Below are 25986 nucleotides of genomic sequence, written 5' to 3'. Positions count from 1 at the left end.
TTTATGTTATTATTTTTTCACCAACCGCAATTCGTAGATGCCCGCGGTCTCTGAGCCATCCTCTGCAACAAATTTAACTCTTAATTTTGAAGAAGACGTTTTTAGCATTTCCTGAGGAATGATGTAGTCTACCTCATAAAATTTGTCGCCCACGCTACCGTCCAGGCTCACTGAAGCCAGCAATTGGTCGTTCATCAATATCTTAAATCTCCGGTTCTTATCCCCTCCGTAGTAGGTCAGTCGCAGACAGTGGGCTTCCTTATTTTGGTCTGTCAGTTCATAGCTGAACCAACCTTTGGCAGTACGCCAGTGTCGATCCTGGAACACCCCATTACTAGTCTGCTCTGCTTTAAAAAAATGATCAGACTCCGGTTGTTGTTCGCCCGGAAACACCATATCTATAGTAACGCGGGCAAGTTCATCGGCAATCCGTTGTTGTTCAGCCATTTTCTTCTTTAAAGCCTCCAACCCTGCTTTCGTTTCCACCTGCCAGTAAACAACATACCTGGAATCGTGAAGCTTGTAAAAAGGTGTCAGTTCCAACGTCTTGTATTGCTCGGGATAAATAAGATCGGATGCTGTAAATGTCAAAGCTTTGCCCTTCACCGGCTTGATCAACGAATCCTTATTCTGTCCATCATGAACAAACATCGGCATGTCCTGCAAGGGATATTGTTTTCCTGATGCAATATGCCCCATCCGGCTTTCATCAGCAAATAAACCCTTTAAATTGGCAGTATCTGTTTTGGCAGCAAGCAGAACAGGCCCATGCAGCACCGCCGCATAGTTCGATCCATCCGGCAGTTGTTCGGTATAAGTCTTCATCGGAAGCAACAGTTCCACCCGATCGCCCTTTTTCCAGGCCCTTGTGAGAGAAATATAGCCCCCTGGCGTTGCATTAGCAGCCACTGCTTTTCCATTCACCAACACCTGCATCGCTCCTTCCGGAACCCATACAGGATACCTGACTTTCAAGGTAAAACGGCTCGCTTTTCCGCTGGTCATCGTAAAAGTTGTTTTTTCTGATTCCGGAAATTGAGTCTGCTGCTCAAAACTTAGTCCTTTCTCTTTCCAGTTTAAACTGGAAGGGATAAATAGATTCAGGTACAGTATATCATCCTGAAACGCATAGATCAACTCATTGTATTTGGCATGATTTTCTAAACCTGAGCCTACGCAACACCAAAAACTCGTTTCAGGCTGGGAATACACCCGGTAATGTCCAGGTCTCATAGGAGTGAAATAGACAAATCCTCCTTTGTCTGGATGTTGTGAGGATAAAATATGGTTGTAAACGGTACGTTCGTAATAATCTATATAACCAGCAAGCCCCTCTGACTCATAAAATAGTTTTGTAAGTTTGAGCATATTGTAGCTGTTACAAGTTTCTGGTCCTTCTACACTATTGATCATTCCCGAAAAGTCGTTTAGTGGATTAAAGTGTTCCCTCACACTATTACCTCCATTCGCTACTGTCCGATGGTGTACCACTTCATTCCAAAAGAACGAAGCTGCTTTTTGGTAGATACTATCTTTATTCAGATCAGCTATGCGCTTGAATCCGATTACCTTTGGTATTTGTGTATTGGCATGAATCCCATTCAACTGATCTTTACCCTGAGCCAATGGATCCAGGATGGAATGATCGGAAAACTGATAAGCCAATTTTAGGTATTTCTGATCTCCAGTGATTTCATATACATCGGCCAGTACTTCATTGATGCCCCCATGCTCGGACTTCAGCATTTGCTGAATCTGCTGGTCATTCAATTTAGAAGTTAACCAAACAAACCAATCGCTGTATTTGATCAGCATTTTTTTTGCATCAACATCGCCTGTATACAGATAAGCATCACGCAATCCGGCAAGTATCTTATGGATATTGTAAAGTGGTACCCATTTACCATTGAGGCTAAAAGTTCCGGCGTCTATTTTTCCCCGGGCTATTTCTTCCCATAGTTTGACGCTGCCAGGCACCCCGCCGATGTAGCCTGTCGGACTCGCATCCTGACATTTCTTTAGTTGCGACAGCATATATTTGAGCCGCTTTTCTATCCTTTGATCGCCAGTAGCGGCATACATCAGCGACAGTGCAGTCAAATAATGTCCACCTATATGTCCATCCAACCCGGTATTTTCCCAATTAGGATAACTTTGTACATTTGGCTTTAATCCTGCTTCTCTCAGATAAGGCATCAATAACCGGTCGACATCCAGTGCCAGCATATAATGCAGGTCTGTCTCTTGTGCTTGCTTAAAAACACCATTCAGCAACCTTACCTCTTGTGATTTAAACAGCTTGAAAGGATACTTTTGCTGTGCAGGTAACAGGCTCCAGGAAATACTAAGCGACAAGCAGACACCATACTTCAAAAACCTTCGAATTGTTTGCTTACCAGTCATTTTATTTATAACTAACCTTCAACATGACAAATGAATTTGCAGGCAATTTCAGTGCGGCAGTTTTCCCTTTTAATTTGAGTGCAGCTTGTGTAGGAGCAATCGCTAAGGGTTTATCGATCGTGTTTTGATCAGTCAAATGGCCTTTTAATACAGTCAACTGAGCCTCACTTCCTACTAATTTTAAACCCTCAAAAGAAACTTGCTTGTTCTGTTCAGTATCTCTGGTGTTGACCAGCTTCACGATCAGTTCTTTCTTCATACTGTCGACCACTGCCGATACATACAAACCATCCAGACCAGAAACTGACTTTCCTGCTGCTAATGCAGAAGCAACCTGAGTCCCTTTGTTGGTAGAAAACAACTTTTGAACGTAGTAATTTGGTGTACCGTAAATATTCATATTGTCTACCCAAATTAAGTCAGGAGCCCACTGCCAACCTTCTGTATTAGCAAACAAAGGCGCATAAGAAGCCATATTTACTACGGCGGCATTACGCTCCAGCCCAGTCATAAAGGCTGCTTCGGCAATTGCCGCCTGCCAGATGTTTCGGTTACTTCCTGTAGTTTTTCCATCTATATGAGCAGCGTACTCACCTGCAAAAACCTTTGCTCCCTTACGATCGTAGCTGTCGTATCGGGAAGCATTTTTCAGAAACCATTCAGGAGAACGGTAATAATGTTCATCTATGATATCTGCCCCCATTGTACGCAGTTCTTTGTCCAGAAAATGAAACCGATCACTATCAGGATCTGTACCCGAACTGTAAATCAGGTTTATCTTTGGATATTTTGCTTTGATGGCCTTTTGAAAGGCTTTGGCGCGTTCAATATACTGCGGCCCCCAATTCTCATTGCCTACACCCAAATACTTCAAATTAAAAGGTTCAGCATGCCCCATTGATGCCCGGACCTTACCCCATTCCGATGAAGCATCACCATTAGCAAACTCAATCAGATCCAAAGCATCCTGTACATAAGGATCCAGCTGATCCAAAGGAACTACTTCGGCAGTATTGAATTGACATGCCATTCCACAGTTCAGAATTGGCAATGGCTCAGCCCCTATATCTTCTGCCAATTGGAAATATTCAAAAAAGCCCAGTCCAAAGGTTTGAAAGTAATCAGGTGAAGGGCGATGTGCGAACTCCGTATTCCAGCGATTCATGATTAACTGACGCTCCTCTATTGGCCCTATTGTTTTCTTCCACTGATACCTGTTGGCCAGATCGGTTCCTTCTACAATACAACCACCCGGAAAGCGGATGAAACCTGGCTTCATGTCTGCCAACATCTGTATCATATCTGCACGCATGCCTTTCTTACGACCCTTCCAGGTATCTGCAGGAAATAAAGAAATCATATCCATATCCAATACCCCATTCCCTTCAAACCAAATGTTCATCTTAGCTTTTGCTGCTGTAGTACCAGCTTTAAAATTCACCTCTTGTTTCGCCCATTTCCCTGATATATCAGTCGGTTTTAATACACCAGTTCCTAATATATTATTCTGTTCATCTACCAATTCTACATGCAATGTGATTCCTGGACTCTGCTGTCTGTACATCAGGGAAAACTCATATTCAAGGTCTTTTTTTATACCCATCCCACCTTTGAATCCCTCATTGGTTAACCCGGCCTGTCCTTTTGCAGCATCTTTTATAGTCGCTCTAAGAAATCTTGGATTAGCGAGCTGAGCATCTTGTCTGTTCAGCACAAGCAGGTCGCCCTCTTTGATCTTATCGCCTTTTACAGACCACCCCATCAATGGCTTTAAAAATTCAAAAGACCGGTTCTTTACCATTTCGGCATAGATCCCACCATCGGCTCCCATGTTAATGTCTTCAAAGAAAACGCCCCACATAGTTGGTGATATTTTTCCCTCAGACTTAGCCGCATTGACCACAATAACATCATCTTGTTGTGCACTCGCCCTAAAAAAAGTCCCCGCAATGAGCAGAGCGATTAAATTGCTTTTGTATTTCATCTTAACCGAAATTGAAAAAAATTTATACTTGGTTATCATATCTTGTTTATCAGATTGTCTTCACTGAAGAAGTCCCGGGATTTTCAGCTCAGTTAAGGGCTAATGTAGGAATTTTAAATTAAACGTCAAATTAACGATTATTAATTTTGTAGCTTTGATAATTATTTTTATAAATTGCTTTCATAACTCAAGAAACCAAGTAAACTACTTTTGACAAACGATCCCCTCAACATGATAACCTATTCTGACCAAGTGCGCGTTCTGGTTGCAGTCGACTGCATCATCTTTGGCTTTGACGGCGACCAACTACAAATTTTATTGATTAAAAGAGGATTTCAACCAGCAAAAGATCAATGGAGCTTAATGGGTGGCTTTGTCGGAAAGAAAGAAACCCTGGACGGTGCAGCCGAACGCATCCTGTTTGAACTTACAGGACTAAAGGATGTTTATCTGGAACAGCTGAGCGCTTATGGAAACCCGGAACGAGACCCAATTGAACGTACCGTATCAGTAGCTTACTTTGCATTAATAGACATCAATACTTACAAAACACAGATCAGCGACAGGTATCATGCCGAATGGTTCCTCATCAATGAAGCCCCATCGCTTATCTTTGACCACAACAACATGGTTGAGGAAGCCCAAAAAAGGATCCGTTATAAAGCCGCACTTCACCCAATACTGTTTGAGCTAATGCCTACCAAATTCACCATCCCGCAATTACAGAATTTGTATGAACAGGTTTATAATGCCAAAATTGACAACCGGAATTTTATCCGCAAAGTCAACTCTACGGACTTACTAATCAAACTTACTGAAAAAGACAAGTCCAGTTCCAAACGTGGGGCTTTTTACTACACTCTGGATAAAACCAAATACAAAGCTAAATTCCAATCTTTTTTAAATTTCATACCCAACCCAGAGAATCTTATTAGCTGATAATCAAAATAATGTGAAATAAATTTCATAATAATTTTCTTTTGTTAAAAAAATAAACGTTAATTAGACGTTTATTATAGTTACTATGAATTTAACCAAATATGTCATCGGTGTTGATTACGGATCGGATTCTGTTCGCTCGGTAATTGTTAATACCGAAAATGGAGCAGAGGTATCCTCTTCAGTTTATTATTATAAAAGGTGGCAAAAAAACCTCTACTGTAAGCCATCATTAAATCAGTTCAGACAGCATCCACTTGACTACATCGAGGGATTGGAGCATACCATTAAAGAGTGTATCGCAAAAGCGGGTGGTACAGCAATAGCAGATTCCATAAAAGGAATTGCCGTAGATACTACAGGTTCTACTCCGGTAGCGGTTGACAAAACCGGAACACCCCTTGCCCTCACTCCTGGCTTTGAAGAAAATCCAAATGCCATGTTTGTATTGTGGAAAGATCATACAGGAATCAAAGAAGCAGCGCAGATTAATGAGCATGCCACAAAATTTAAAACAAACTATCTTAAATATGTGGGAGGAATCTACTCTTCAGAATGGTTCTGGGCAAAACTGCTTCATGTGTTAAGAGAAGATCCTGCTGTTCGTGACGCTACCTTTTCATGGGTGGAGCATTGTGACTGGATCCCTTTCTTGCTAACTGGAGGCGATGACGTCAGAAAAATGAAAAGGAGCCGCTGTGCAGCGGGACATAAAGCCCTTTGGGCAGAAGAGTTTAACGGCCTTCCGCCAAATGATTTTTTTAGTAAATTAGACCCCCTATTGTCTGGATTTACTGAAAGGCTATTTCAGGACACCTATACTTCAGACGAACCTGCTGGAAGATTAAGTGAGGAATGGGCCGAGAGATTAGGATTATCAACAGATGTAGTTGTTGGTGTAGGTGCTTTTGACGCACACATGGGTGCCGTTGGTGGACAGATATTACCATATCACCTTTGCAAAATCATGGGGACAAGTACCTGCGATATTCTTGTTGCCCCCTTGCAAGACCTGGAAGGCAAACTGGTAAAAGGCATTTGCGGACAGGTAAATGGCTCAGTTATCCCAGGAACAATGGGACTTGAAGCTGGTCAATCGGCTTTTGGTGATGTATATGCATGGTTCAAAAACTTAATCAGCTGGCCATTGAATCATCTGCTCACTGAATCTGCGTTAATCGATCAGGCTACAGCCGTTGCTTTAAAAGATGAACTGGAAGCAAAAATTATTTCCCGTCTAAGCGAACAGGCTGAACAATTAGGCGACGAAGATTACGCAGAGCTGGCCGTGGACTGGTTAAATGGAAGACGAACGCCTGATGCCAATCAAGAACTTAAAGGAGCCATAGCCGGTTTAAGTCTGGGAACCGACGCGCCAAAATTTTTCCGAGCCTTAGCTGCAGCAACCTGTTTTGGGGCAAAGAGTATCGTTGATAGGTTCGAAGACCAGGGTGTACCTGTAAAAGGAATAATTGGTATAGGCGGAGTAGCCCAAAAATCACCTTACATCATGCAGATGATGGCCGATGTATTAGAAATGCCAATAAAAATTCATCGATTTGAGCACACCTGCGCACTCGGAGCGGCCATGTTTGCTGCAGTAGCAGCCGGTATCCATCCAAATATTGAAACTGCAATGGAAGCAATGGGAACAGGATTCGAAGCAGAATACCAGCCCAATCTGAATAAACGAAGAATGTATCGCCAGCATTACCAGGAATATCTGGCTTTAGGTAGATATCTGGAGAAGTACAATAAGAGAGAAATCAAACCTTATGTATCATGAGCATTTATAAAATAATACGTGAAACTGCCTATGAGGCTAACATGGAATTACCAAGGCTAGGTCTTGTGTTATTCACTTTTGGAAATGTTAGCGCGGCCGACAGAGATGAAGGTGTTTTCGCTATCAAACCAAGCGGAGTGCCATACAAAGATCTTTCACCAGATAAAATGGTTATCGTTGATTTTGACGGAAATACTGTAGAAGGAACGCTCAGACCATCCTCTGATACCAAAACCCATGCTGTGTTATACAAACATTGGGAAGGAATCAATGGCATTGTACATACCCATTCAACCTATGCCACATCCTGGGCACAGGCGCAAATGGATATACCCATTTTTGGTACTACCCATGCCGATCACCTCACTGTGGATGTACCCTGTGCACCACCAATGAGTGATGAGATGATTAAAGGAAACTACGAATACGAAACGGGCTTTCAGATCATTAATCACTTTACTGAGCTCGGTTATAGTCATCATGAGGTTGAAATGATACTGGTGGGAAATCATGCTCCGTTTACCTGGGGTAAGACAGCAGAAAAAGCGGTATACAATAGTGCAGTACTGGAATCAATTGCACATATGGCCTTGCTAACAAGGCAAATCAATATGCATTCACCAAAATTAAAAGATGCATTAATAAAAAAGCATTTTGAACGTAAGCATGGCCCGGACAGTTATTATGGTCAGTAAAAAAATGATATTAACAGGGGGACTCCTGATTGGAGCCCTGATAGGCGTAAATGCACAGCAAAAAGACTTTCATGATTGGGCTAAGACGCCTCCTATGGGATGGAACAGCTGGGATTGCTTTGGCCCCACTGTAGTGGAATCTGAGGTGAAAAGCAATGCGGAATATATGTCTAAAAATCTGAAAGCTTTTGGATGGGAGTATGTGGTGGTAGACATTCGCTGGTATGTTGGAAACGACAAAGCGCATGGTTATAATGAGACGGATCCAGATTATGTACTGGATGAATACGGCAGATTTCAACCAGCAGTAAACCGCTTCCCTTCAGCAGCAGGCGGTAAAGGGTTTAAGCCCCTTGCCGACTACATTCATAAAAAGGGGTTGAAATTTGGTATTCACATCATGCGGGGCATTCCGATAGAGGCGGTAAAACGTAATCTGCCAATCATGGGGAGTAAGGCTACCGCCAAAGACATTTACAGCACAGATCTGCAATGTAAGTGGCTACATGACATGTACACTGTAGTGGCCGGACGTGATGGAGCACAAGAATATTACAACTCGCTATTTAAGCTATATGCATCGTGGGGTGTAGATTTCATTAAGGTGGATGACCTTTCCAGACCTTACCATACCGGAGAGGTAGAAATGATCCGTAAAGCAATCGCACTCACAGGTAGAAAGATCGTACTGAGTACTTCGCCGGGAGAAACACCTATGGCAAGTGCTTCCCATGTGCAGGGTCATGCCAATATGTGGCGCACAGTAGACGATTTTTGGGACAACTGGCCCATGTTGAAAGATCATTTTCATGTATTTGAGCGATGGAACAAATATCGCGCACCTGGTGCCTGGCCTGATGGAGACATGCTTCCTCTTGGGAAAATTGGAATTCGCGCAGAACGAGGAAATCCAAGAATGACGGCATTTACCAAAGATGAGCAATACACACTGATGACACTGTGGACGATATTCCGTTCCCCATTGATGTTTGGAGGTGACCTGCCAAGCAATGACGCCTTTACCCTTTCCCTATTAAACAACACAGAGGTGCTCAATATCCTAAACAACAGCACCAATAACAAACAATTGTTTCGTAATGAGGATGGAATCTGCTGGGTGGCAGATGATCCAAAAACTGGAGATAAATACGTCGCTTTGTTTAACCCGGGTGATGGCAATGAAGCAGCAAACATTTCTGTAAACTTGAATGACCTTGGATTTACCGGGGTCTGCAAAGTGAGAGATCTTTGGAGCAAGAGTAATAAGGGTAGGGCTAAAGGAACATATACAGCAACAATCAATAAACATGGAGCAGGTCTGTTCCGTATTTCAGCAATTAAGTAAAACACAGTATTAAGATATGATAAACTTAAAAGAATTAGAAATTTGGTTCATCACGGGTAGTCAGCACCTGTATGGAGAGGAGACGTTAAAGCAAGTAGCTGATCACGCAAAGCAAGTGGCATCCTCACTAGACGCTGCTCCGCAAATTCCCGTTAAAGTTGTTTATAAACCAATAGTAAAAACACCTGACGAGATATTTGAAACCTTGCAACAGGCCAACTTAACTACCAATTGCATTGGTGTAATCACATGGATGCATACTTTCTCACCTGCAAAAATGTGGATAAGAGGACTGAATATTCTTCAGAAGCCTTTATTACACCTACACACTCAATTCAACAGAGACATTCCCTGGGATACCATTGATATGGATTTCATGAACCTGAACCAGAGTGCACATGGAGATCGTGAATTTGGCTTTATTGTAACCAGGATGCGCAAAGATCGAAAAGTAGTGGTTGGACATTGGCAGGATCAGGAAGTATTAAGTGAAATTGATACCTGGACACGAGCCGCAGCTGGCTGGCATGACTGGCAAGGTGCTAAATTTGCGCGCTTTGGAGACAATATGCGCTATGTAGCCGTTACAGATGGCGACAAAGTAGAGGCTGAGCTCAAATTTGGCTTCCAGGTCAACACCTACGGCATCGGTGACCTTGTAGCCGTTATCAACAGCATTCCAGAGGAAGCTATCCAGGAGCTGTTAACAGAATATGAAGCAACCTACGTTATGGCAACTGACCTCCAGCGTGGCGGAGATAGACATGGTTCTGTTTATGAAGCTGCAAAGATAGAACTGGGTCTTAAGAAATTCCTGGAAGACGGCGGCTTTAAAGGCTTTAGTGATACCTTTGAAGATCTGCACGGTATGATTCAGCTACCGGGTATTGCTGCACAGCGATTAATGGCGGCAGGATATGGATTTGCCGGAGAAGGCGATTGGAAAACCGCTGCACTAGTACGTGCTTGTAAAGTAATGGGTGCCGGATTACCTGGGGCAAACGCCTTTATGGAGGACTATACCTACCACTTTGACCCTGCTAATTCAATGGTATTGGGCTCTCACATGCTGGAAGTAGATGCATCGTTGGCCAACGAAAAACCAAGACTTGAAGTACATCCCCTTGGTATCGGCGGGAAAGCAGATCCTGCCAGACTAGTATTCACTGTAGCCGGTGGAAATGCACTCAATGCTTCAATTATCGATATGGGTAACCGCTTTAGACTACTCGTAAACGAGGTAGAAGCAGTGGAACCCAAGCATAAGTTACCAAAGCTCCCTGTAGCACAGGTTTTATGGAAGCCGCTCCCTGATATGAAGACTGGCTGTGCAGCCTGGATCTACGCCGGAGGTGCACACCATACTGCATACAGTCAGAATCTGACAACAGCGCATTTACTGGATTTTGCAAACATTGCAGGTATAGAATACGTAAACATTGGAGCTGATACCAGGATCAACCAGTTCAGAAACGAACTTCAATGGAATGAAATCTTTTATAAATAAGGAAGATGTGCCGGATAAACGTAATTTACCGGCACATTAACCATTTGCTCAAACCAACCAAATAAGACCAATATGAACAACAATTTAGTAACTACAGATTATGTAGTTTTCATCATCTACTTTTTAATCGTCTCCGGTTATGGATATTTTATCTATCGCCAGCGTAAAAAGAATGAGCATGATGCCAAAGCATTCTTTCTAGCAGAAGGAACACTCACCTGGTGGGCTATTGGGGCCTCCCTTATTGCCTCCAACATTTCTGCCGAGCAATTTATTGGAATGAGTGGTGAGGGTTTTTTTCTTGGTATTGCAGTGGCCGCATACGAGTGGATTGCAGCAATCGCACTTATTATTGTAGCCGTATGGTTCATCCCGGTCTATCTTAAGAACAAGATCTACACCATGCCTCAATTTCTAAAGACCAGGTACAATGAGTCGGTAGCATTAATCATGGCCATTTTCTGGCTGTTTTTATATGTGTTTGTAAACCTAACGTCCATTCTTTATTTGGGTGCAGTGGCCATTAACGGGCTCACAGGTGGAGATTACCTGCATGTGATTATGATCGGGCTTGCGGTATTTGCACTGATCATCTCTTTAGGGGGAATGAAAGTAGTTGCCTATACCGACGTAATCCAGGTGGCGGTATTGATTTTTGGTGGATTAGTAACCACATACATCGCACTGACTGTTGTGGGCGAGAAGTTCGGTGTTGGAGCAAATGCCATTGCCGGTTTCAATGTTTTAATGGAACAGGCTCCAGAGCATTTCAAAATGATCATCCCTAAACCTACCGCAGAATCCACCCAAAATGAGATCAGCAAATACCTGACTTTCCCGGGACTAGCTTCTTACGTAGCTGGTATCTGGATCATCAACCTCAATTATTGGGGATGTAACCAGTATATCACTCAGCGCGCACTTGGTGCAGATCTGCAAACCGCAAGAACGGGAATACTTTTCGCTGGCCTTTTGAAGCTGATGATGCCATTGATCGTGATGTTGCCGGGTATTGCAGCCTATGTATTGTACAAAGGCGGGCACCTGCCTCAATTGATCGGTGGCAAAGATGGTGCATATTCAGCCATTCTTACCTTTTTACCTACAGGTCTTAAAGGGCTATCCGTAGCTGCACTTACCGCAGCTATTGTAGCCTCACTTGCTGGTAAAGTAAACAGTATCTCCACAATCTTTACACTCGATATTTATGCAAAATATTTCAAGAAAGGTACAGAAGAAAAGAACCTCGTATTAGTTGGCAGATCAACAGTATTTATAGGTATGATTCTGGCAGTTCTCTTTACCTGGAACGATTTATTAGGCATTGGTGGTGAAGGTGGTTTTACTTTCATTCAGAAATATACTGGCTTCATTAGTCCGGGTGTATTTGCCATGTTTATTCTTGGTATGTTCTGGAAAAGAACCACTGGTAGTGCGGCCATCGCCGGGGTATTGGCAGGTTTCCTGTTTTCGGTATTCTTTAACGAAATGGCACCGAGTCTGCTGGGTAACGATACTTTCTTATATACGGCCTACCCTAATGGCAAAGGTGGTTTTGAAATTCCATTCCATATCTGCATGGGTCTTTCTTTCTTCTTTACTATGGCCATTATGATTGTAATGAGTTTGGCTGGTCCTAAAGTAAATCCTAAAGCATTTGAACTGGATAAATCCATGTTCAAAGTTTCTCCATCTACATTGGCTCTGATTGTGATAACGCTCCTGATCATTGCTGCATTATATGTAAAATTCTGGTAGGTTATACTAAGCTGGCCATGTAACTTTATAAAATGAGGGAGTATCATAATTTATGATACTCCCTCATTTTATAAAGTTACATCGATCCGTAATAAGATCCAGGCAAAGAGTTATATTTGGTTATAGCAAACGTAATGAAAGTTCATCAATTTCTTCCATCCGATGTGCTTAAGCCTTTTGTAAACCGCTTTTTGGTTACAGAAAGTGAAGGTGATTTAACCAGGCAATTATTACCTGGTACCGCGCCTGTTATGGCATTACGTTTTAAAGGCGCAATATACCTAAACAATAGCCACAATAATCTGGGATTTGGGATTACTGGAATGTCTAAAGTTGCACGCCCGGTATACTATACCTCCGGCTCAGCAGTACTACTGGTGCTTTTCAATGAAGGCGGTGCCACAGCTTTTATAAACACTCCCCTAAACGAATTTTTGGGGCTGACCACAAATCTCGACACCGTATTTCCCATTGGACAGGTTCAGCGACTTGAAGAAAACCTGGAAACGATTCAAACGCATGCCGAACGTATAGCCGCAGTAGAAACCTTTCTGATCACACAACTTAAAAGAAATGGTAAAGATCCTATGATCAGTAAGGCTGTTGATATCATCAAATCCACAAGCGGTAATTATAAAATAAAAGATCTTGCCGCTACACTGAACATCAACATCGATTCTTTCGAAAAGCGTTTCCGCAGCCAGATAGGTACCTCTCCTAAACACTTCTCATCCATCATCAGAATCCGTTCCGTCATCAGCACTTACCAATCTCATCAAAATCTTACTGCAGTTTCACAGGAAACTGGATTCTTCGATCAAGCCCATTTCAATAGGGATTTCAAGACATTTACAGGCGAAAGCCCTGGTCAGTTCTTTAAAAAAGGCCTCCCGAAATGGTGAATCCCGAAATAGGATAAAACTTGATTTTGTACAATTTTTGATTTTCAGTGTAGCATAATTTTGTATTATTAAATTACCAGCACATGAAACATTTACCTTTAATTATCGCTATTACCAGCGCCCTCACATCACAGGCATCCGAAAAAAAACACGTCACCGTACTTGGAAAAGATATCGCTTATATAGAAACCGGAACTGGTGATCCTATTGTATTTTTACACGGCAATCCCACTTCATCTTATGTATGGAGAAACATCATTCCACAGGTATCCAACTTAGGGCGCTGTATCGCTCCTGATCTAATTGGGATGGGCGATTCAGAAAAGATTTCAGATCCGAAATCACACACTTTCGCCGAAAACAGTCGATATCTGGATGCTTTCTACGAAAAACTTGGAATTAAAAAGAACATAACATTTGTAGTTCATGATTGGGGTTCAGCATTGGCATTCTACTGGGCAAGCAGACATCCTAATGCCGTTAAAGGGATCGCGTTTATGGAATCTATTACCGTTCCCTACAAATGGGAACAGATGCCTCCAAAAGGAAAGGAAATCTTTCAGGCCCTACGCTCTCCTGAAGGTGAAAAAATGATACTCGAGGAAAACTCATTTCTTGAAGTTAACATCCCCTTATCGCACATAAATCCACTAACAAAAGAAGAACACGATGAATACCGCAGGCCCTTTGTTGTACCTGGAGAATCACGGCGACCAATGCTATCCTGGGCACGTCAACTCCCCTTTGATGCAGAACCAAATGCATTTACATCTGTAGCTACCAGGTATACGGCTTGGCTAAAGAAAAGCGCGGTACCAAAACTGTATATCGAGGCGAATCCCGGTATGAGCTCTCCCGATGCAAAACAGTTTTGCAACAGTCTGCCCAATACCACAAAAGTTGTCGTAAAGGGTCTTCATTATCCACAAGAAGACTCTCCAGTTCAGGTAGGTGCAGCTTTAGTGGCATGGCTTCAGGCTATTGGACTATGATGCTTTCAGAAGTATTTCCCATATATTAGCTTTAAAATCATTTCCTATGTTTAGACACTATTTCAATACTCTTACGGTTATTTTATTTTTTAGTTCTTTTCTTGCAACAGCTCAACAGGTAAAAGAACCAAAAGATACGCCAATAGAATGGTCTAAATCTTATCAGCCTTTTCGCATTGCCGGCAATTTATATTATGTGGGCACAGAAGATCTGGCCTGCTATCTCATTGTGACCCCAAAAGGGAATATCCTCATTAATACCGGGCTTGCCACTTCTCTGTCAGTGATTAAGGCAAATGTTGAAACCTTGGGTTTCAAATTTAATGATATCAAGATATTACTGACCACGCAGGCACACTATGACCATATGGGAGCTATGTCGGCAATTAAAAAAGCAACCGGAGCTAAATTTATGGTGGATGAAAAGGACGCCGCGGTTGCAGCGGATGGGGGCAGTTCAGATTATGCATTAGGAGGTCATGGACCTACTTATGAACCAATAAAAACTGATCGTTTATTGCATAATGGTGATACCGTGGGTTTGGATGATATGAAGCTGGTTATGCTCCATCATCCAGGTCATACAAAGGGTTCTTGTAGCTTCTTGTTCGATGTAAAAGACAAAGACCGGATTTATAAGGTCTTAATTGCCAATATGCCTACAATCGTGACGGAGAAAAAATTCTCCGAAGTAACTTCCTATCCTGAAATCGCTAAGGACTATGCTTATACAATAGGCGCCATGAAAAAGCTCACATTCGATATCTGGCTTTCCTCTCATGCCAGCCAGTTTGGGCTTTATAAGAAGCACAAAGCCGGTGGCGCTTATAATCCTAATGCTTTTATTGACAGGAAAGGATATGATAAAGTACTCCGGGATTTAGAAATTCAATTTTCCAAAAAAGACTGATTTTCGACCCGATAAGAAATTGGTGTTTTATTTCCCTCCCAGTCTTTTTTGTTCCGCGTCAAGCCCTGTCTGTCTGCTTCGTTCAGACTTAACACTGGTTTTTCCGAAACGATAGGTGAAAGTTAGCCTCACATTGGTCGAAGTACCCCATTGCTCAAGGTTATATACATTACCAGCCAGTGTGCTAAATACCCTGCCCCTCTGACTATGAAAAATATCACCAACTCCGAGTTTCAAATTACCATTCTGGTTTGGAAAACTGTAACGCAGGCCTGCATCAGCGGTCAGCATACTTTTCACTTTAAATCCTCCATCTATCTGTGCCGTACTGGCATATACTGAAGCGTCTGCACTGAAGAGCTTGTTTAGTGTAAAATTGTTCTGAGTATACAAACTGGCACTGAATTGCTTCGAATTAAGATCTGTTCCGTTAAGATCCGGTGCCTGGATTTGTTTATGATAACCAACAAGATTATTATTCAGGTTCCACCATTTACTTATTTTTACGGGGAAATTAAGCGTAAGTGATACCACATCATTAGAAGCAAGGTTAAGTACCGTCTGGTACATCGATTTTTTGGCTTCATTCTGTAATAAGATCTGTGTGATTACATCCGATGTATGTGAATAGGCAAACGCAACGCTATATTTTTGTTTCCATAAATAAGTCGCTTCAAAATTTGTAGAATATTCCGGTTTAAGGTTAGGATTACCCTCGTTGTAGGTATACTGATCAAGGTAAAAAATAAATGGATTAAGGTTCTGATAATTTGGTCTGTTAATCTTTCTCGAATAAGACACACTGGCAACATTATCCGCATCGAAATTTCGGCTAAATGTTAACGAAGGGAAAAAATCAGTATAGGTTCGCTTATTCAACTGATTTATTGTAACCGAATTACCTGTAGACTGAGTCCGTTCTGCACGAAGACCAGTTTGCACCGAGAATTTACCTGTACTGATGTTCAAAATCGCATAAGCAGCACTTACCTGTTCGTCGTACTTAAAGCGATTGCTACGGCTGTTGTCCTTTATCCACTCTCCATTAACATCATTCTCATAAACGAAATTGTTATCGCTTTTCACACTGGCTACCTTGATACCTGTTTCAAGCTTGAACACTTTATTAAGCGGTAATACATAATCTGCTTTAATGGCTTTAATGTTGATATCCGAAGGCGAAAAATTCCTATATATCTGTCCGTCCTTAAAAAAAGTTCCATCAGGAAGGAAAAAGCGATTTACAAAACTCGCTTTGTTATCCCCGTTAAATGTTGAGTAGTCTGCATCAATAGTAATTTCCTGCCCTGCGGTATCCAATATCCCCTTATAGTTGATATTGTACGAAAAATTCTTACGATCTGTTGAGTTTTTGCCCGGAGTTTGCAATATGGAATCTGGTTTTGCAAACGAATCGCCAATCGTAATTCTGCTAAAACCATTTTGATCAAATCCATTCAAATTACCCTTAAGCAAAACACCAATTGTATGGTTTTTGGTCAGAAAGAAATCTGTTCCAATTTTAAAATTATTCGACGCAAAAACTGAAGTATCCCTATTTCTCTGGCTAAAATACAATTGTTTTGAATTCATACCGGGAGTTACCCTGTCAATGGTAAGGTTCTCCTGAAAAGGCCATCTATTGTAGTCATAAGACCCAAATACATTAAAAAATTGCCTGCGATAGTTTAGGTTAATACCTGGGTTGGCTTGTAAACGTTTATTATAACCAACACCAAGCGTCAAATTACCATTAAAGCCAATGGCAAGACTTTTCTTTGTTTTGATGTTGATGATTCCACCCGTACTATTTGCATCATATCGCGCACCCGGATTGTTGATGATCTCGATACTTTCGATCTCAGAACTTGGCATAGACTTAAGCAAGCTTACTACTTCGGCGCTACTCAAATAAGTCTGTTTGCCGTCAATAGTTACCAGTACATTGCCTTTGCCGGCAAGAGAGATATTCTCATTATGATCAATGGTAACTCCCGGTGCCTTTCTGAGCACCTCCAGGCCATTAAGTCCGGCGGCAGAGGGTGTAGCCTCAATATTAAAAATCAGTTTATCCCCTTTTCGTTCCAAAACAGGCTTTGATGCTGTAATACTTACCTCATTTAATTTATTTGTGTTTTCTTTAAGCACAATTGCTGGCAGCTCATAAGTTGAACCCTTAAGTTCAAATACCGGTGTTTTCACTTTATTATAACCAACAAAAGTTGATAAAACATAATAAGCTCCCGGAACTGCTGGAAGATTAAACTTACCCTCTCCATCGGTCATCCCTGTGGTAACCAGTACAGAATCTTTGGCAGAATATAAAAGTACGCTTACCGAAGGCAGGGTTTGCTTGTCATCCCTAACCGTTCCGGTTATTTTGCCATTTTGTTGCGCTACAACTTCAAAAGGCAAAATATATAAGCATAAAAAGAATGCAAAAAGTAAATGTATTTTCATTATCGATGTGTGTATTTATAACAATAAGATGAATTCTACGCCAATAGGTTACGAAGAAATGTAAAATTCTTTTCGAAAGCTGTTTATCAAACATTAGATCTGCGCTGATGATTGCCTAATGATTTATTGTTTGTAACTTTAATATGAAATGGAAACAAAGGGTCTGCTTTTTATCCCTGACATTAGTGGCTTCACTCGATTTGTAACAGAATCAGAAATTAATCACAGCCGCATAATCATACAGGAATTGCTTGAATTGCTTATTAATGCAAATCAAATTGGTCTCGAAGTTTCCGAAATAGAAGGTGATGCCATTCTTTTTTACAAATTCGGAGAACCGCCGCAACTCAAAGAGCTGTACAAGCAGGTAGAGAAGATGTTTTGTCTGTTTCACAAGAACCTTATGACTTATGATCAAAGGAGGTATTGCCAGTGCAAGGCCTGTATTTCTGCTGCCAATCTTTCCTTAAAAGTAATTACACACTACGGTGAATTTGCCGGGTATAATGTAAAGAATTTCAGTAAACTGATTGGCAAAGATGTTATTGTTGCGCACCAGCTTTTGAAGAACGACATCGCACAACATGAATATTGGCTGGTAACCAAAGACCTTCTGGATAATCACCCACCGGCTGATTTTACAGACTGGATGAGTTGGACTGACAGTATGAAACAGACAGAAACGGGGGAAATACACTTTCATTACACTCAGCTGAGCCAATTAAAAAATGAAATACCTGATGACCCTTTACCTCCATTAGATCTTTCCGGAAAAAAGAAAACACACTCCGTATCAAGAGTATACGAAACCGACATCATTACTTTATTTCATGCCTCAGGTGCATTTGAATTTCGGCACCTCTGGTGGGAAGGCGTAGAAAAAATAGAGGCCCTTAATCACCTTTTACCACGGGTGGGTATGAAGAGCAGGTGGACATTTACCAACGGAAAAACACTTTACTATTCGAGCAGTTACTCCTATTCGGATGATAAGATTGAATTTAGCGAAACGGATGAAAAAGGAGAACAGGTGACTTACTTCACGCTGACAAAAGTGGCAGACAAGGAAACCAAACTTACCATAGATATCTATAAAGTCAGCAACTGGATTACAGATTTTATTTTAGGATCATCAGGTCAAAAAAAACAGGAAGCTATGCTCCAAAAGTCATTAGAAAATATCATTCCGCTGTTAAAAAAGATTCCTTTGTAATCTGTTATCCAATTAAGATATAACAAAGAATGATAATGCACTCAGGTGCTCTTCTTAACAAGATAGTTTTGAACTAATGAGCCTATAAAGGCAAATAATACTCCAGTTAATACCGCAGTAATAACTACAACTCCCGGTGCCAGCTCATCTGATGGAGCAATATTTCTAAGAAAGATCATTTTAAACATCAAAAGGAAGCCTGCTGCCCCTAAGATAAACCCGCTAATTTTACCTGCTTTGTTTTTCATGATTGATAATGGTTAAGATTTTTCAAATTATTCAAATATGAAGGTAAATAAATAACTTTGTATTACAAAGTACTTTTTAAAAAAATTTACTGTGTGCCTCACAATAACGGAAACACGTGTTTTTATTTTTTTATTTAAAACCGCCTGCGTTTTCAGTTGTTCTACCACCCTAAAACCATTTACCATGAGCACAAAATCAGTATCAGTATTAAACGATCTCACAGAGATCAACAACGACCGCATCGCGGGATTTGAAAAAGCTATCGCAGACATTAAAGATGAAAATGTGGATTTGAAAGCCTTATTTCAGGAGTACAGCAGCCAGAGCCGTAAATTCAGTCAGGAATTGACTGCGATTGTCGCAGGATATGGTGAAGATGTGGAAACAGGCAATAGCGTTGCAGGCACCCTACATCGTGCCTGGATCGATGTAAAATCACTCTTTGGTGGCAGTGATCGTGCCAGCATACTTTCTGAGGCAGAGCGTGGAGAAGATGCGATAAAAGCAGCCTACAAAGTGGCATTAGAAAATGGTGACCTTAGCGGCACAGCATTAGAAACGGTTAGCAACCAGGCCTCAGAGATTAAGTCTGCCCATGATGCAATTAAGGCATTACGTGATGCGGCAAGATCAATGAATTAAGCAATTTTATTTTCGGGGCAATTCTCCTGACAAAGCCACCCAATGGGTGGCTTTGTCGTAAACGATTTCAATTTCCTCATTTCAACTGCACAATTTCCACAAGATGCGATTTTGGCTTATTGATCTGGTAAATCCTCTCGGTTAATTGTTTGATATTATCTTCCCACATTGCCCTCACTTCCGGAAAACGGGCAGTTTGATAAGTTCCCATCTTACTTCTCACAAACCAGTCGGTCTTAGCTTTTTCGGCTACTTTATCAAATGCCTGCTGCGAATCATCAAATAACATATTTTGTGCTTTGAAATAGTTAAAATGCAACCAATAGTACTCCCTAATTTTTTTCTCCAGTTCCAACCTTAAGTCGTTAAGATACATGATCGAAACCGCTTGCTGGTATTGTGGCGTATTGCTCAACAAAGCCATGTTGATGCCCTTTGCAAACGCATCAGCACTAAATGTCCTTATTTTCTTACCATCAATCATCAGGTCATAATTTCCATTTTCCAGATTTTCGACTTTTAAATTTTCCTGATTGAACTCCATGATAAAAGGATATACGGCCAATACATCTGCCTGTGTTTGTGGATTTTCCCATACACCATTAACAGAATCTATTGGAAAAGGTAATGCACTGGCAAAATAGTTGAAACTTAATCCCTGCTCACTTTTTTTCTTAATGTTAACCTTTGCATTCTCTGCCTCAACAAGTCCATTCTTTGTGTCGATGTGAACACTTGCCACGGGTTTACCGGACAGACCCTGACTTTTAAGAAATAATGCTGCCATCACCAGATGTCCACCCCTACCTGGATGGATACGATCTGGCCCTGTAATGGTAAAATCAGGCTTTTTCTTTTGTTCCCTTACGTTGATTTCGGTCATGGGATGAAACAGATCTACATAAGCCCACCCGTTTTTTTTTGCGGCTTCTTGCTGAAAGGCGATAACCTGCTCCATGGCCTTACTTTTGCCCTTGAAATAATTGTTTTTGTTTTCCATGGTCTCGTCATAAGGCGACGAGGACATCATCACAGGTTTGATCTTGGATTGAGCCTTCAATTTATCTGCAAGCAGAACGAAATTCTGCTGTGATTTTGCTACACGCTGTTTTGCTGTTTCGTCGGCATTTGTTTCATTAAACTCAGAATAGCCGCTATCGTTCATTCCAAAGGTAAGGACCACAATATTCGGCTTTTTCGGCAATACATCCTGCTCAAAGCGTTCGTTCATTTGCCCTACAACATCGCCTCCTATCCCAACATTAATTACTGAAATCTTCCGTTCCGGAAAACGTGTCATGTAATACAGCCAAATATTGGATCCGTAGTATCCGGCCTCGGTAATGCTATTCCCCAAAAAGGCGACTCGATCTCCATCGGCAAAAGGTAGAAGCGACTGTGCTTTGATTGTTGTGTTACTTAAAACAGCCAAGAATAAAACAAGGATAATTTTTTTCATGATCGTATATTAATTTGTGCTGGCTGGGGTTTACCCGGCAGATGGCTATTTTTTTTTGCAAACTACTCAATACATCTTTTTTTAGCAATTCATTCTAAACATTTTAGAATGATCACTGTACAATATACTTTTGTTTTACCTTAGCTCCGCCAACAAATAATGATCAATAACATAAAATGTACTCAACAGTATTAGCACTACATTCTCTGGTTCGCTGGCTGGTATTGGCAAGTTTACTTTTTGCTATTTTCCGTGCCTTTAGCGGCTGGAGTTCAAAAAGAAGTTTCTCCAGAGTCGATAACGCCGTAAGACATTGGACTGCGACCATAGCACATATTCAACTTATCTTCGGTCTTGTGCTTTATTTCATCAGCCCCATTGTCAATTATTTTTTGCACAATTTCAACGACGCAGTTCATCGGAGGGAAATCCGTTTTTTTGGGATGGAGCACAGCCTAATGATGGTCATAGCAATTGTTGTAATCACCATAGGATCGGCCAGGGCAAAACGCAAACTAACAGATCCCGAAAAGTTTCAAACAATGGCGCTATGGTTTAGCGCCGGGCTTTTGATCATACTTTCTTCGGTTCCCTGGGCTTTTTCGCCACTAATAAGCCGGCCATATTTCAGGCCATTTTAACCCGCTTCCCAATGAGAGTGCTGTAAACTAAGCGCCTTTGTTGATTTTCTTTTGTTGTCTATATTGGTATATAGATCCCGCTATAAACAAAATGAGTATAACCAGTAAGGTTTTACCAATCAATGGGTCAGTAGGCCCATTTGCAAGTGGCGCGCTTAACGGAACACGGGTAAGTGTTTCGTTTACTGTAGGAATCATAGAGAGAAAAAAGCTGAACGAAAGGAAAAATTGTTCAAAATACCGGGCTTTATTATTTCCTGTTTTTCTCCGGTGAAGAACAAATGCGCCAACCACAAGAACCAGTACAAGTAGTGACAATACGTGCCCTGGATTGAATCCTCCATGTTTACTTAAGCCCAAAGCAGTTACGGATGTAATTATGGTTCCGACCAAGTACGTATTCCCACTTTTGCTTGCGAGGTTTATTTTTCCATGCTTTACATAAGATGCTAATGCTGCGATGATGGCAATGATACCGACTACGGTATGAAAAATGCCTAAATTTGATAATCCCATTTTATTTTTTTTACAAGTTTCGGAAAAAGCAGAATGAGTTTTTTTCACTTAAGTTAAAATACGATGGAATGTAATTTACCTAAATTTGAGTTGTTTTCCCAGCTAGAATTAATAGCAGTGAAACGCTTCATCTACTAATAAGACTATCATGACTAAAAAAAACGAGATCATAGCACAGTATCTGCGGGATTTCGCCGCGTTGACAGATAAAGACATTGAGGAGGGTCAGGCATTCTGGAAACCACGAAAAATCAATAAAGGTGATTTTTTTAATATGCAGAGTATGGTTTGCAATGACCTTGGATTAGTGATAAAAGGGATTTTCCGTATTTATTACCATGATCCAAAAGCGAAAGCGGACAAAAATATTTTCTTTTTTTCTGAGAATCAGTTCGTTGTTTCTTTTAGAAGTTTTATCTCTCAAAATCCCTGCTGGTACTTCATAGAAGCTATGGAAGATTCTGAAATTGTCTTTATTTCCTATAAAGATCTCAGCAGCCTCTATGAATCCAATAACAACTGGCTGAAATTCGGCAGGCTGCTGGCGGAATTGTTTTTTGCTTATGCACAAACACGCGCCGAGGAATTCATGTTTTTCTCACATGAAGAACGATACCTGAGGTTATTGGAAGAACATCCGAATATCATCGAGCGGATTCCTGCATATCATATCTCATCCTTTTTGGGTATAACTAATCCTTCGTTGAGTCGAATTAGAAAGCGGGTAAAAAGATAAGTTCTAATAAGAAGAGCAGAAATATTATTTTGCAGGCATATTGATCACGCTCAATTCATAAATTGAGGGAGGAGCAGCTGCTCTTAGGACTTTTAGTCTCAACTTGCTTGCATTATAACTAAATGGCAATCTAATCACCTTACAATCTCCCATAGGTTCGTCGGAAAGGTAGACGGTTCTCCATTGCCCATTTTGCATAATATCGATACTATATTGTTGTATACGTGATACTCTTACCTGAGAAAAGCCATCAGGTAATCTCTTTGTATCCTGATATTCAAATATACTGATCTTATTAAACGACTCTGAGGGATTTAACTCCATTTCGACTATAGCCAGAGTATCTTTAGCTGCCCAACGACTATTCATTTTCCCGTCGTTTATAGCATTACCTGCATATTGCCCGTTTTTATCATCCCAAACGCTACTTGCTGTAACCGGCTTGTTCATTGAAATGAATTTGCCATTTTTAGGTAAGGGCTTATTCAAAGATAGATTAAGTCGTTTACCCAGTCCAATGGCAGTATTAGCTACATATTCACGTATGCGTCCGGTCTGATCCGGAGGAACATTCATCACAAGACAATTGTCATTGTCTGTACTCCAGTAAAACAGTTCCTCCAATTCATCTAAATCCCGGGTTGGTAATGGCTCTGATTTTTCAAACCAATTCAATCGTTTACTGATACAAATGGTATGTTCAAAAGGCAGGTAATACGATTTCCCTTCGTGCAAGTATTGTTTCTTATCTGATTTGGCTGCTAATTCCGGATCCCATAAACGAAAATCAGAAGGGAAGTACTGAAAGAAATACTTATTATCCTCAGTCATGTTGGCTGGAGGCGTGTAATTTCGTTTTCCTTCTTCATTTACAATGGTATGGTTAACACTCACTGCACAATCAGGATTGTATTTTTTCACCAAGCTATAAATCTGATCAATACCCCAGTCTGATGGCTTTTTATCCCATCCCCCATCCAGCCACAACTCACCAATTGTTCCGTAATTGGTGAACAATTCTGTTAGCTGGTTGAGCATGTAGTTAATGTATTTTTGCGGGTCCTTATCCTTATATGAAGGTTCTTTCCTATCCCACAATGAATAATAAACTGCAAACTTGATTCCATATTTCTTACAGGCATCGGATACTGCTTTTACAACATCCATTTTTACCGGAGATGACGCCACATCATAAGCTGTATATTTACTATCCCATAAACAGAATCCATCATGGTGCTTAGTGACCAGCAATACATAACGAAAGCCTGCCTTTTTTGCAGTGAGCACCCACTGATCAGGATCAAGATTTGTAGGGTTATAACTCTCTAATGGCAACGTTCCGTCAGACCATTCCGTATTGTTAAATGTATTAATACCAAAGTGGATAAACATGCCATAGCCCCTTTTAATCATTGCCTGCTGTGCTGAATTGGGTTTTGTAGCCGGAACCAATAATTGAGCTACACAGCAATTACATGCCCAAGCCAATAGAAGAGTTGTAAGTATATGCTTTCTTATAAGTTTCATATGGTGTGAATGGTATCTGACGTAGAGGATTGATATTAATTGCTTAGTATTAAAGAAACTAAATTAAATGAGATTTACGTTATAAGAAATGGACTAAATGGCTAAGTTCATGAATTATCCGCTGAAATTCTAACCATGTGATGTTCAGCACCAATAACTATCGGCGGCATCGCAGCTCAGTTCGTCAATCACGCGATTCAGGTTTTCCGGTCTGTAATCGGCATCTTTATGCCAGCGGTAAAATGCAGAAGCGTCCACACGCTGATAATATTGGGGCAGCCTGCTCAATTCCCGCCTCACTTTCGGCAGCAACTTAAACCAAAAGCCCAGGGAGTCATATAATACCCCATTCTCAGGGTCTTCAAGGATAATCCTGGAGAGCATATTTTCATCAAAGGCGAGTCCTGTCTTTTTTGCATGATTAACCATCCATCTGAAGGCAATATCACTTATTCCAGCATCAGGATAACCCCCTCCTATATTGGAGTGTACTCCCGGAAACCAGCGTTGTTCAAGTATCTGTACCGGATTTTTTTGAAGTGAGTTTCCCTGCTGAATCCATATGGCCGGTTCAAAACTCATCCGGTGTTCATCAATAGCCAGGGCCTGAAAAGCATTATCCACATACGAACTAAGGTCGGTATCATGGAAACGGTATTTTCTATGGTTATATAGGTTAAAGATTGAAAACGGGATGCCAAGCGACCCCACTGTATCCCAAACTCCAATGAATTTAATATTGGTTTCGTGGCTGTTCTGTTTTCTGAAGTCCGTTGCCTTCTTACCGCTAGGTGCCCAGCCTTCGTTCCTGCTACGGTAATGTGTATATGCTGTTTTGGCCAAAGTCAGATCATCGTTCCTGATGATCCCGCAATTTCGGATCAGGCCTGCAATGCTTCTTGCCGTATAAGCACCGCGACTGAAACCGAAAAAGTATATCTCATCTCCCGGAAGATAGTTCCAGACCAGAAACTTATAGGCATTCAGAATATTCTCATCCAGTCCAAATCCCGTTGCGCCATCAATCAGCCTCCGAAGTTTACTCCCCGAGGTGCCCACCCCGTCGGTATAATATTTGAGCTGCATTACACCGTCTTTACCAATATTACAGATGCTCTCGAAAGTCTTCTGCACATTGGTTTTTACCCGGAAACCTTTATCGGTTTTGCCGGGTTCGTTCCAGGTGCCGTCGCAGCAGATCACAATTCTCTTATTCTTTGCCTCGTTCATTTCCTAAGCCAGTATCAATACACTCAACATAGGTAACATAGCAATCCCTCACAACACCTGCAATAGTTATTTATGACTATTCGCATCATGAA

21 protein-coding genes are annotated in these 25986 nt (G+C 41.2%); 13 read left to right on the top strand and 8 right to left on the bottom strand.

Annotated elements, in window-relative coordinates; all coding sequences use genetic code 11:
• Positions 1–9: 9 nt before the first annotated feature.
• Both AC1DDK_RS05715 and AC1DDK_RS05710 read right to left on the bottom strand, forming a co-directional pair.
• Complete coding sequence (locus tag AC1DDK_RS05715) at positions 10–2403, bottom strand: glycoside hydrolase family 127 protein (RefSeq protein WP_288879123.1); 2394 nt, start codon at positions 2401–2403, stop codon at positions 10–12.
• Position 2404: 1 nt separating this feature from the next.
• Positions 2405–4387: an alpha-L-arabinofuranosidase C-terminal domain-containing protein gene (locus AC1DDK_RS05710; protein WP_288879122.1), complete on the bottom strand. Its 1983-nt coding sequence runs from the start codon at positions 4385–4387 to the stop codon at positions 2405–2407.
• A gap of 231 nt (positions 4388–4618) precedes the next feature.
• Here AC1DDK_RS05710 and AC1DDK_RS05705 point away from each other — a divergent pair, with 231 nt between their 5' ends.
• From AC1DDK_RS05705 to bla, 9 genes are all read left to right on the top strand, one after another.
• Complete coding sequence (locus tag AC1DDK_RS05705) at positions 4619–5326, top strand: NUDIX hydrolase (RefSeq protein WP_172660044.1); 708 nt, start codon at positions 4619–4621, stop codon at positions 5324–5326.
• A gap of 85 nt (positions 5327–5411) precedes the next feature.
• Entirely contained in the window at positions 5412–7112 is a 1701-nt protein-coding gene (locus AC1DDK_RS05700) for a ribulokinase (protein ID WP_288879121.1), read from the top strand.
• Positions 7109–7807, top strand: coding sequence for an L-ribulose-5-phosphate 4-epimerase (locus AC1DDK_RS05695; RefSeq protein WP_172660042.1), 699 nt, complete (start codon positions 7109–7111; stop codon positions 7805–7807). The genes AC1DDK_RS05700 and AC1DDK_RS05695 overlap by 4 nt, the downstream gene beginning before the upstream one ends.
• A gap of 4 nt (positions 7808–7811) precedes the next feature.
• Positions 7812–9152 (top strand): glycoside hydrolase family 27 protein, encoded by a 1341-nt coding sequence (locus AC1DDK_RS05690; RefSeq protein ID WP_337716765.1) that lies wholly within the window; start codon positions 7812–7814, stop codon positions 9150–9152.
• A 16-nt stretch (positions 9153–9168) separates the two neighbouring features.
• A complete protein-coding gene (araA, locus tag AC1DDK_RS05685; RefSeq protein ID WP_172660040.1) occupies positions 9169–10659 on the top strand; it encodes an L-arabinose isomerase in 1491 nt (496 codons plus the stop codon).
• 72 nt (positions 10660–10731) lie between these two features.
• Positions 10732–12417 (top strand): sodium/sugar symporter, encoded by a 1686-nt coding sequence (locus AC1DDK_RS05680; protein WP_172660039.1) that lies wholly within the window; start codon positions 10732–10734, stop codon positions 12415–12417.
• A 134-nt stretch (positions 12418–12551) separates the two neighbouring features.
• A complete protein-coding gene (locus tag AC1DDK_RS05675) occupies positions 12552–13319 on the top strand; it encodes a helix-turn-helix domain-containing protein (RefSeq protein ID WP_172660038.1) in 768 nt (255 codons plus the stop codon).
• 83 nt (positions 13320–13402) lie between these two features.
• Positions 13403–14311, top strand: a complete 909-nt coding sequence (locus AC1DDK_RS05670) for a haloalkane dehalogenase (RefSeq protein WP_337716763.1) — start codon at positions 13403–13405, stop codon at positions 14309–14311.
• A gap of 46 nt (positions 14312–14357) precedes the next feature.
• Positions 14358–15221: a subclass B3 metallo-beta-lactamase gene (gene bla, locus AC1DDK_RS05665; protein ID WP_337716761.1), complete on the top strand. Its 864-nt coding sequence runs from the start codon at positions 14358–14360 to the stop codon at positions 15219–15221.
• Positions 15222–15248: 27 nt separating this feature from the next.
• Here bla and AC1DDK_RS05660 read toward each other — a convergent pair whose 3' ends face one another.
• On the bottom strand, positions 15249–17681 hold the full coding sequence (locus AC1DDK_RS05660) for a TonB-dependent receptor domain-containing protein (RefSeq protein WP_337716759.1): 2433 nt from the start codon (positions 17679–17681) through the stop codon (positions 15249–15251).
• Between the two features lie 148 nt (positions 17682–17829).
• Between AC1DDK_RS05660 and AC1DDK_RS05655 the strand changes: the two genes are divergently transcribed.
• Positions 17830–18894, top strand: coding sequence for a DUF2652 domain-containing protein (locus AC1DDK_RS05655; protein ID WP_337716757.1), 1065 nt, complete (start codon positions 17830–17832; stop codon positions 18892–18894).
• A 41-nt stretch (positions 18895–18935) separates the two neighbouring features.
• On the opposite strand, the gene AC1DDK_RS05650 is transcribed toward AC1DDK_RS05655, so the two are convergent.
• Positions 18936–19142: a hypothetical protein gene (locus AC1DDK_RS05650; RefSeq protein ID WP_337716755.1), complete on the bottom strand. Its 207-nt coding sequence runs from the start codon at positions 19140–19142 to the stop codon at positions 18936–18938.
• A 184-nt stretch (positions 19143–19326) separates the two neighbouring features.
• On the opposite strand from AC1DDK_RS05650, the gene AC1DDK_RS05645 reads away from it, so the two are divergent.
• Positions 19327–19785: a ferritin-like domain-containing protein gene (locus tag AC1DDK_RS05645; protein WP_048903225.1), complete on the top strand. Its 459-nt coding sequence runs from the start codon at positions 19327–19329 to the stop codon at positions 19783–19785.
• 76 nt (positions 19786–19861) lie between these two features.
• On the opposite strand, the gene AC1DDK_RS05640 is transcribed toward AC1DDK_RS05645, so the two are convergent.
• A complete protein-coding gene (locus tag AC1DDK_RS05640; protein WP_337716753.1) occupies positions 19862–21244 on the bottom strand; it encodes an SGNH/GDSL hydrolase family protein in 1383 nt (460 codons plus the stop codon).
• A 176-nt stretch (positions 21245–21420) separates the two neighbouring features.
• On the opposite strand from AC1DDK_RS05640, the gene AC1DDK_RS05635 reads away from it, so the two are divergent.
• A complete protein-coding gene (locus AC1DDK_RS05635) occupies positions 21421–21885 on the top strand; it encodes a hypothetical protein (protein ID WP_337716751.1) in 465 nt (154 codons plus the stop codon).
• A gap of 27 nt (positions 21886–21912) precedes the next feature.
• Here the strand turns inward: AC1DDK_RS05635 and AC1DDK_RS05630 are convergent, their stop codons facing one another.
• On the bottom strand, positions 21913–22401 hold the full coding sequence (locus AC1DDK_RS05630; RefSeq protein WP_337716749.1) for a hypothetical protein: 489 nt from the start codon (positions 22399–22401) through the stop codon (positions 21913–21915).
• A gap of 148 nt (positions 22402–22549) precedes the next feature.
• Here AC1DDK_RS05630 and AC1DDK_RS05625 point away from each other — a divergent pair, with 148 nt between their 5' ends.
• Positions 22550–23137, top strand: a complete 588-nt coding sequence (locus AC1DDK_RS05625; RefSeq protein ID WP_048903228.1) for a Crp/Fnr family transcriptional regulator — start codon at positions 22550–22552, stop codon at positions 23135–23137.
• Between the two features lie 24 nt (positions 23138–23161).
• Here the strand turns inward: AC1DDK_RS05625 and AC1DDK_RS05620 are convergent, their stop codons facing one another.
• Positions 23162–24664, bottom strand: coding sequence for an alpha-L-fucosidase (locus AC1DDK_RS05620; RefSeq protein WP_337716747.1), 1503 nt, complete (start codon positions 24662–24664; stop codon positions 23162–23164).
• A gap of 144 nt (positions 24665–24808) precedes the next feature.
• Positions 24809–25894: a DUF2235 domain-containing protein gene (locus tag AC1DDK_RS05615; protein WP_052334029.1), complete on the bottom strand. Its 1086-nt coding sequence runs from the start codon at positions 25892–25894 to the stop codon at positions 24809–24811.
• Between the last annotated feature and the right edge of the window lie 92 nt (positions 25895–25986).

This window comes from Pedobacter sp. 05T44, assembly GCF_056395985.1.
This window is presented reverse-complemented; position numbering and strand designations above follow the sequence as displayed.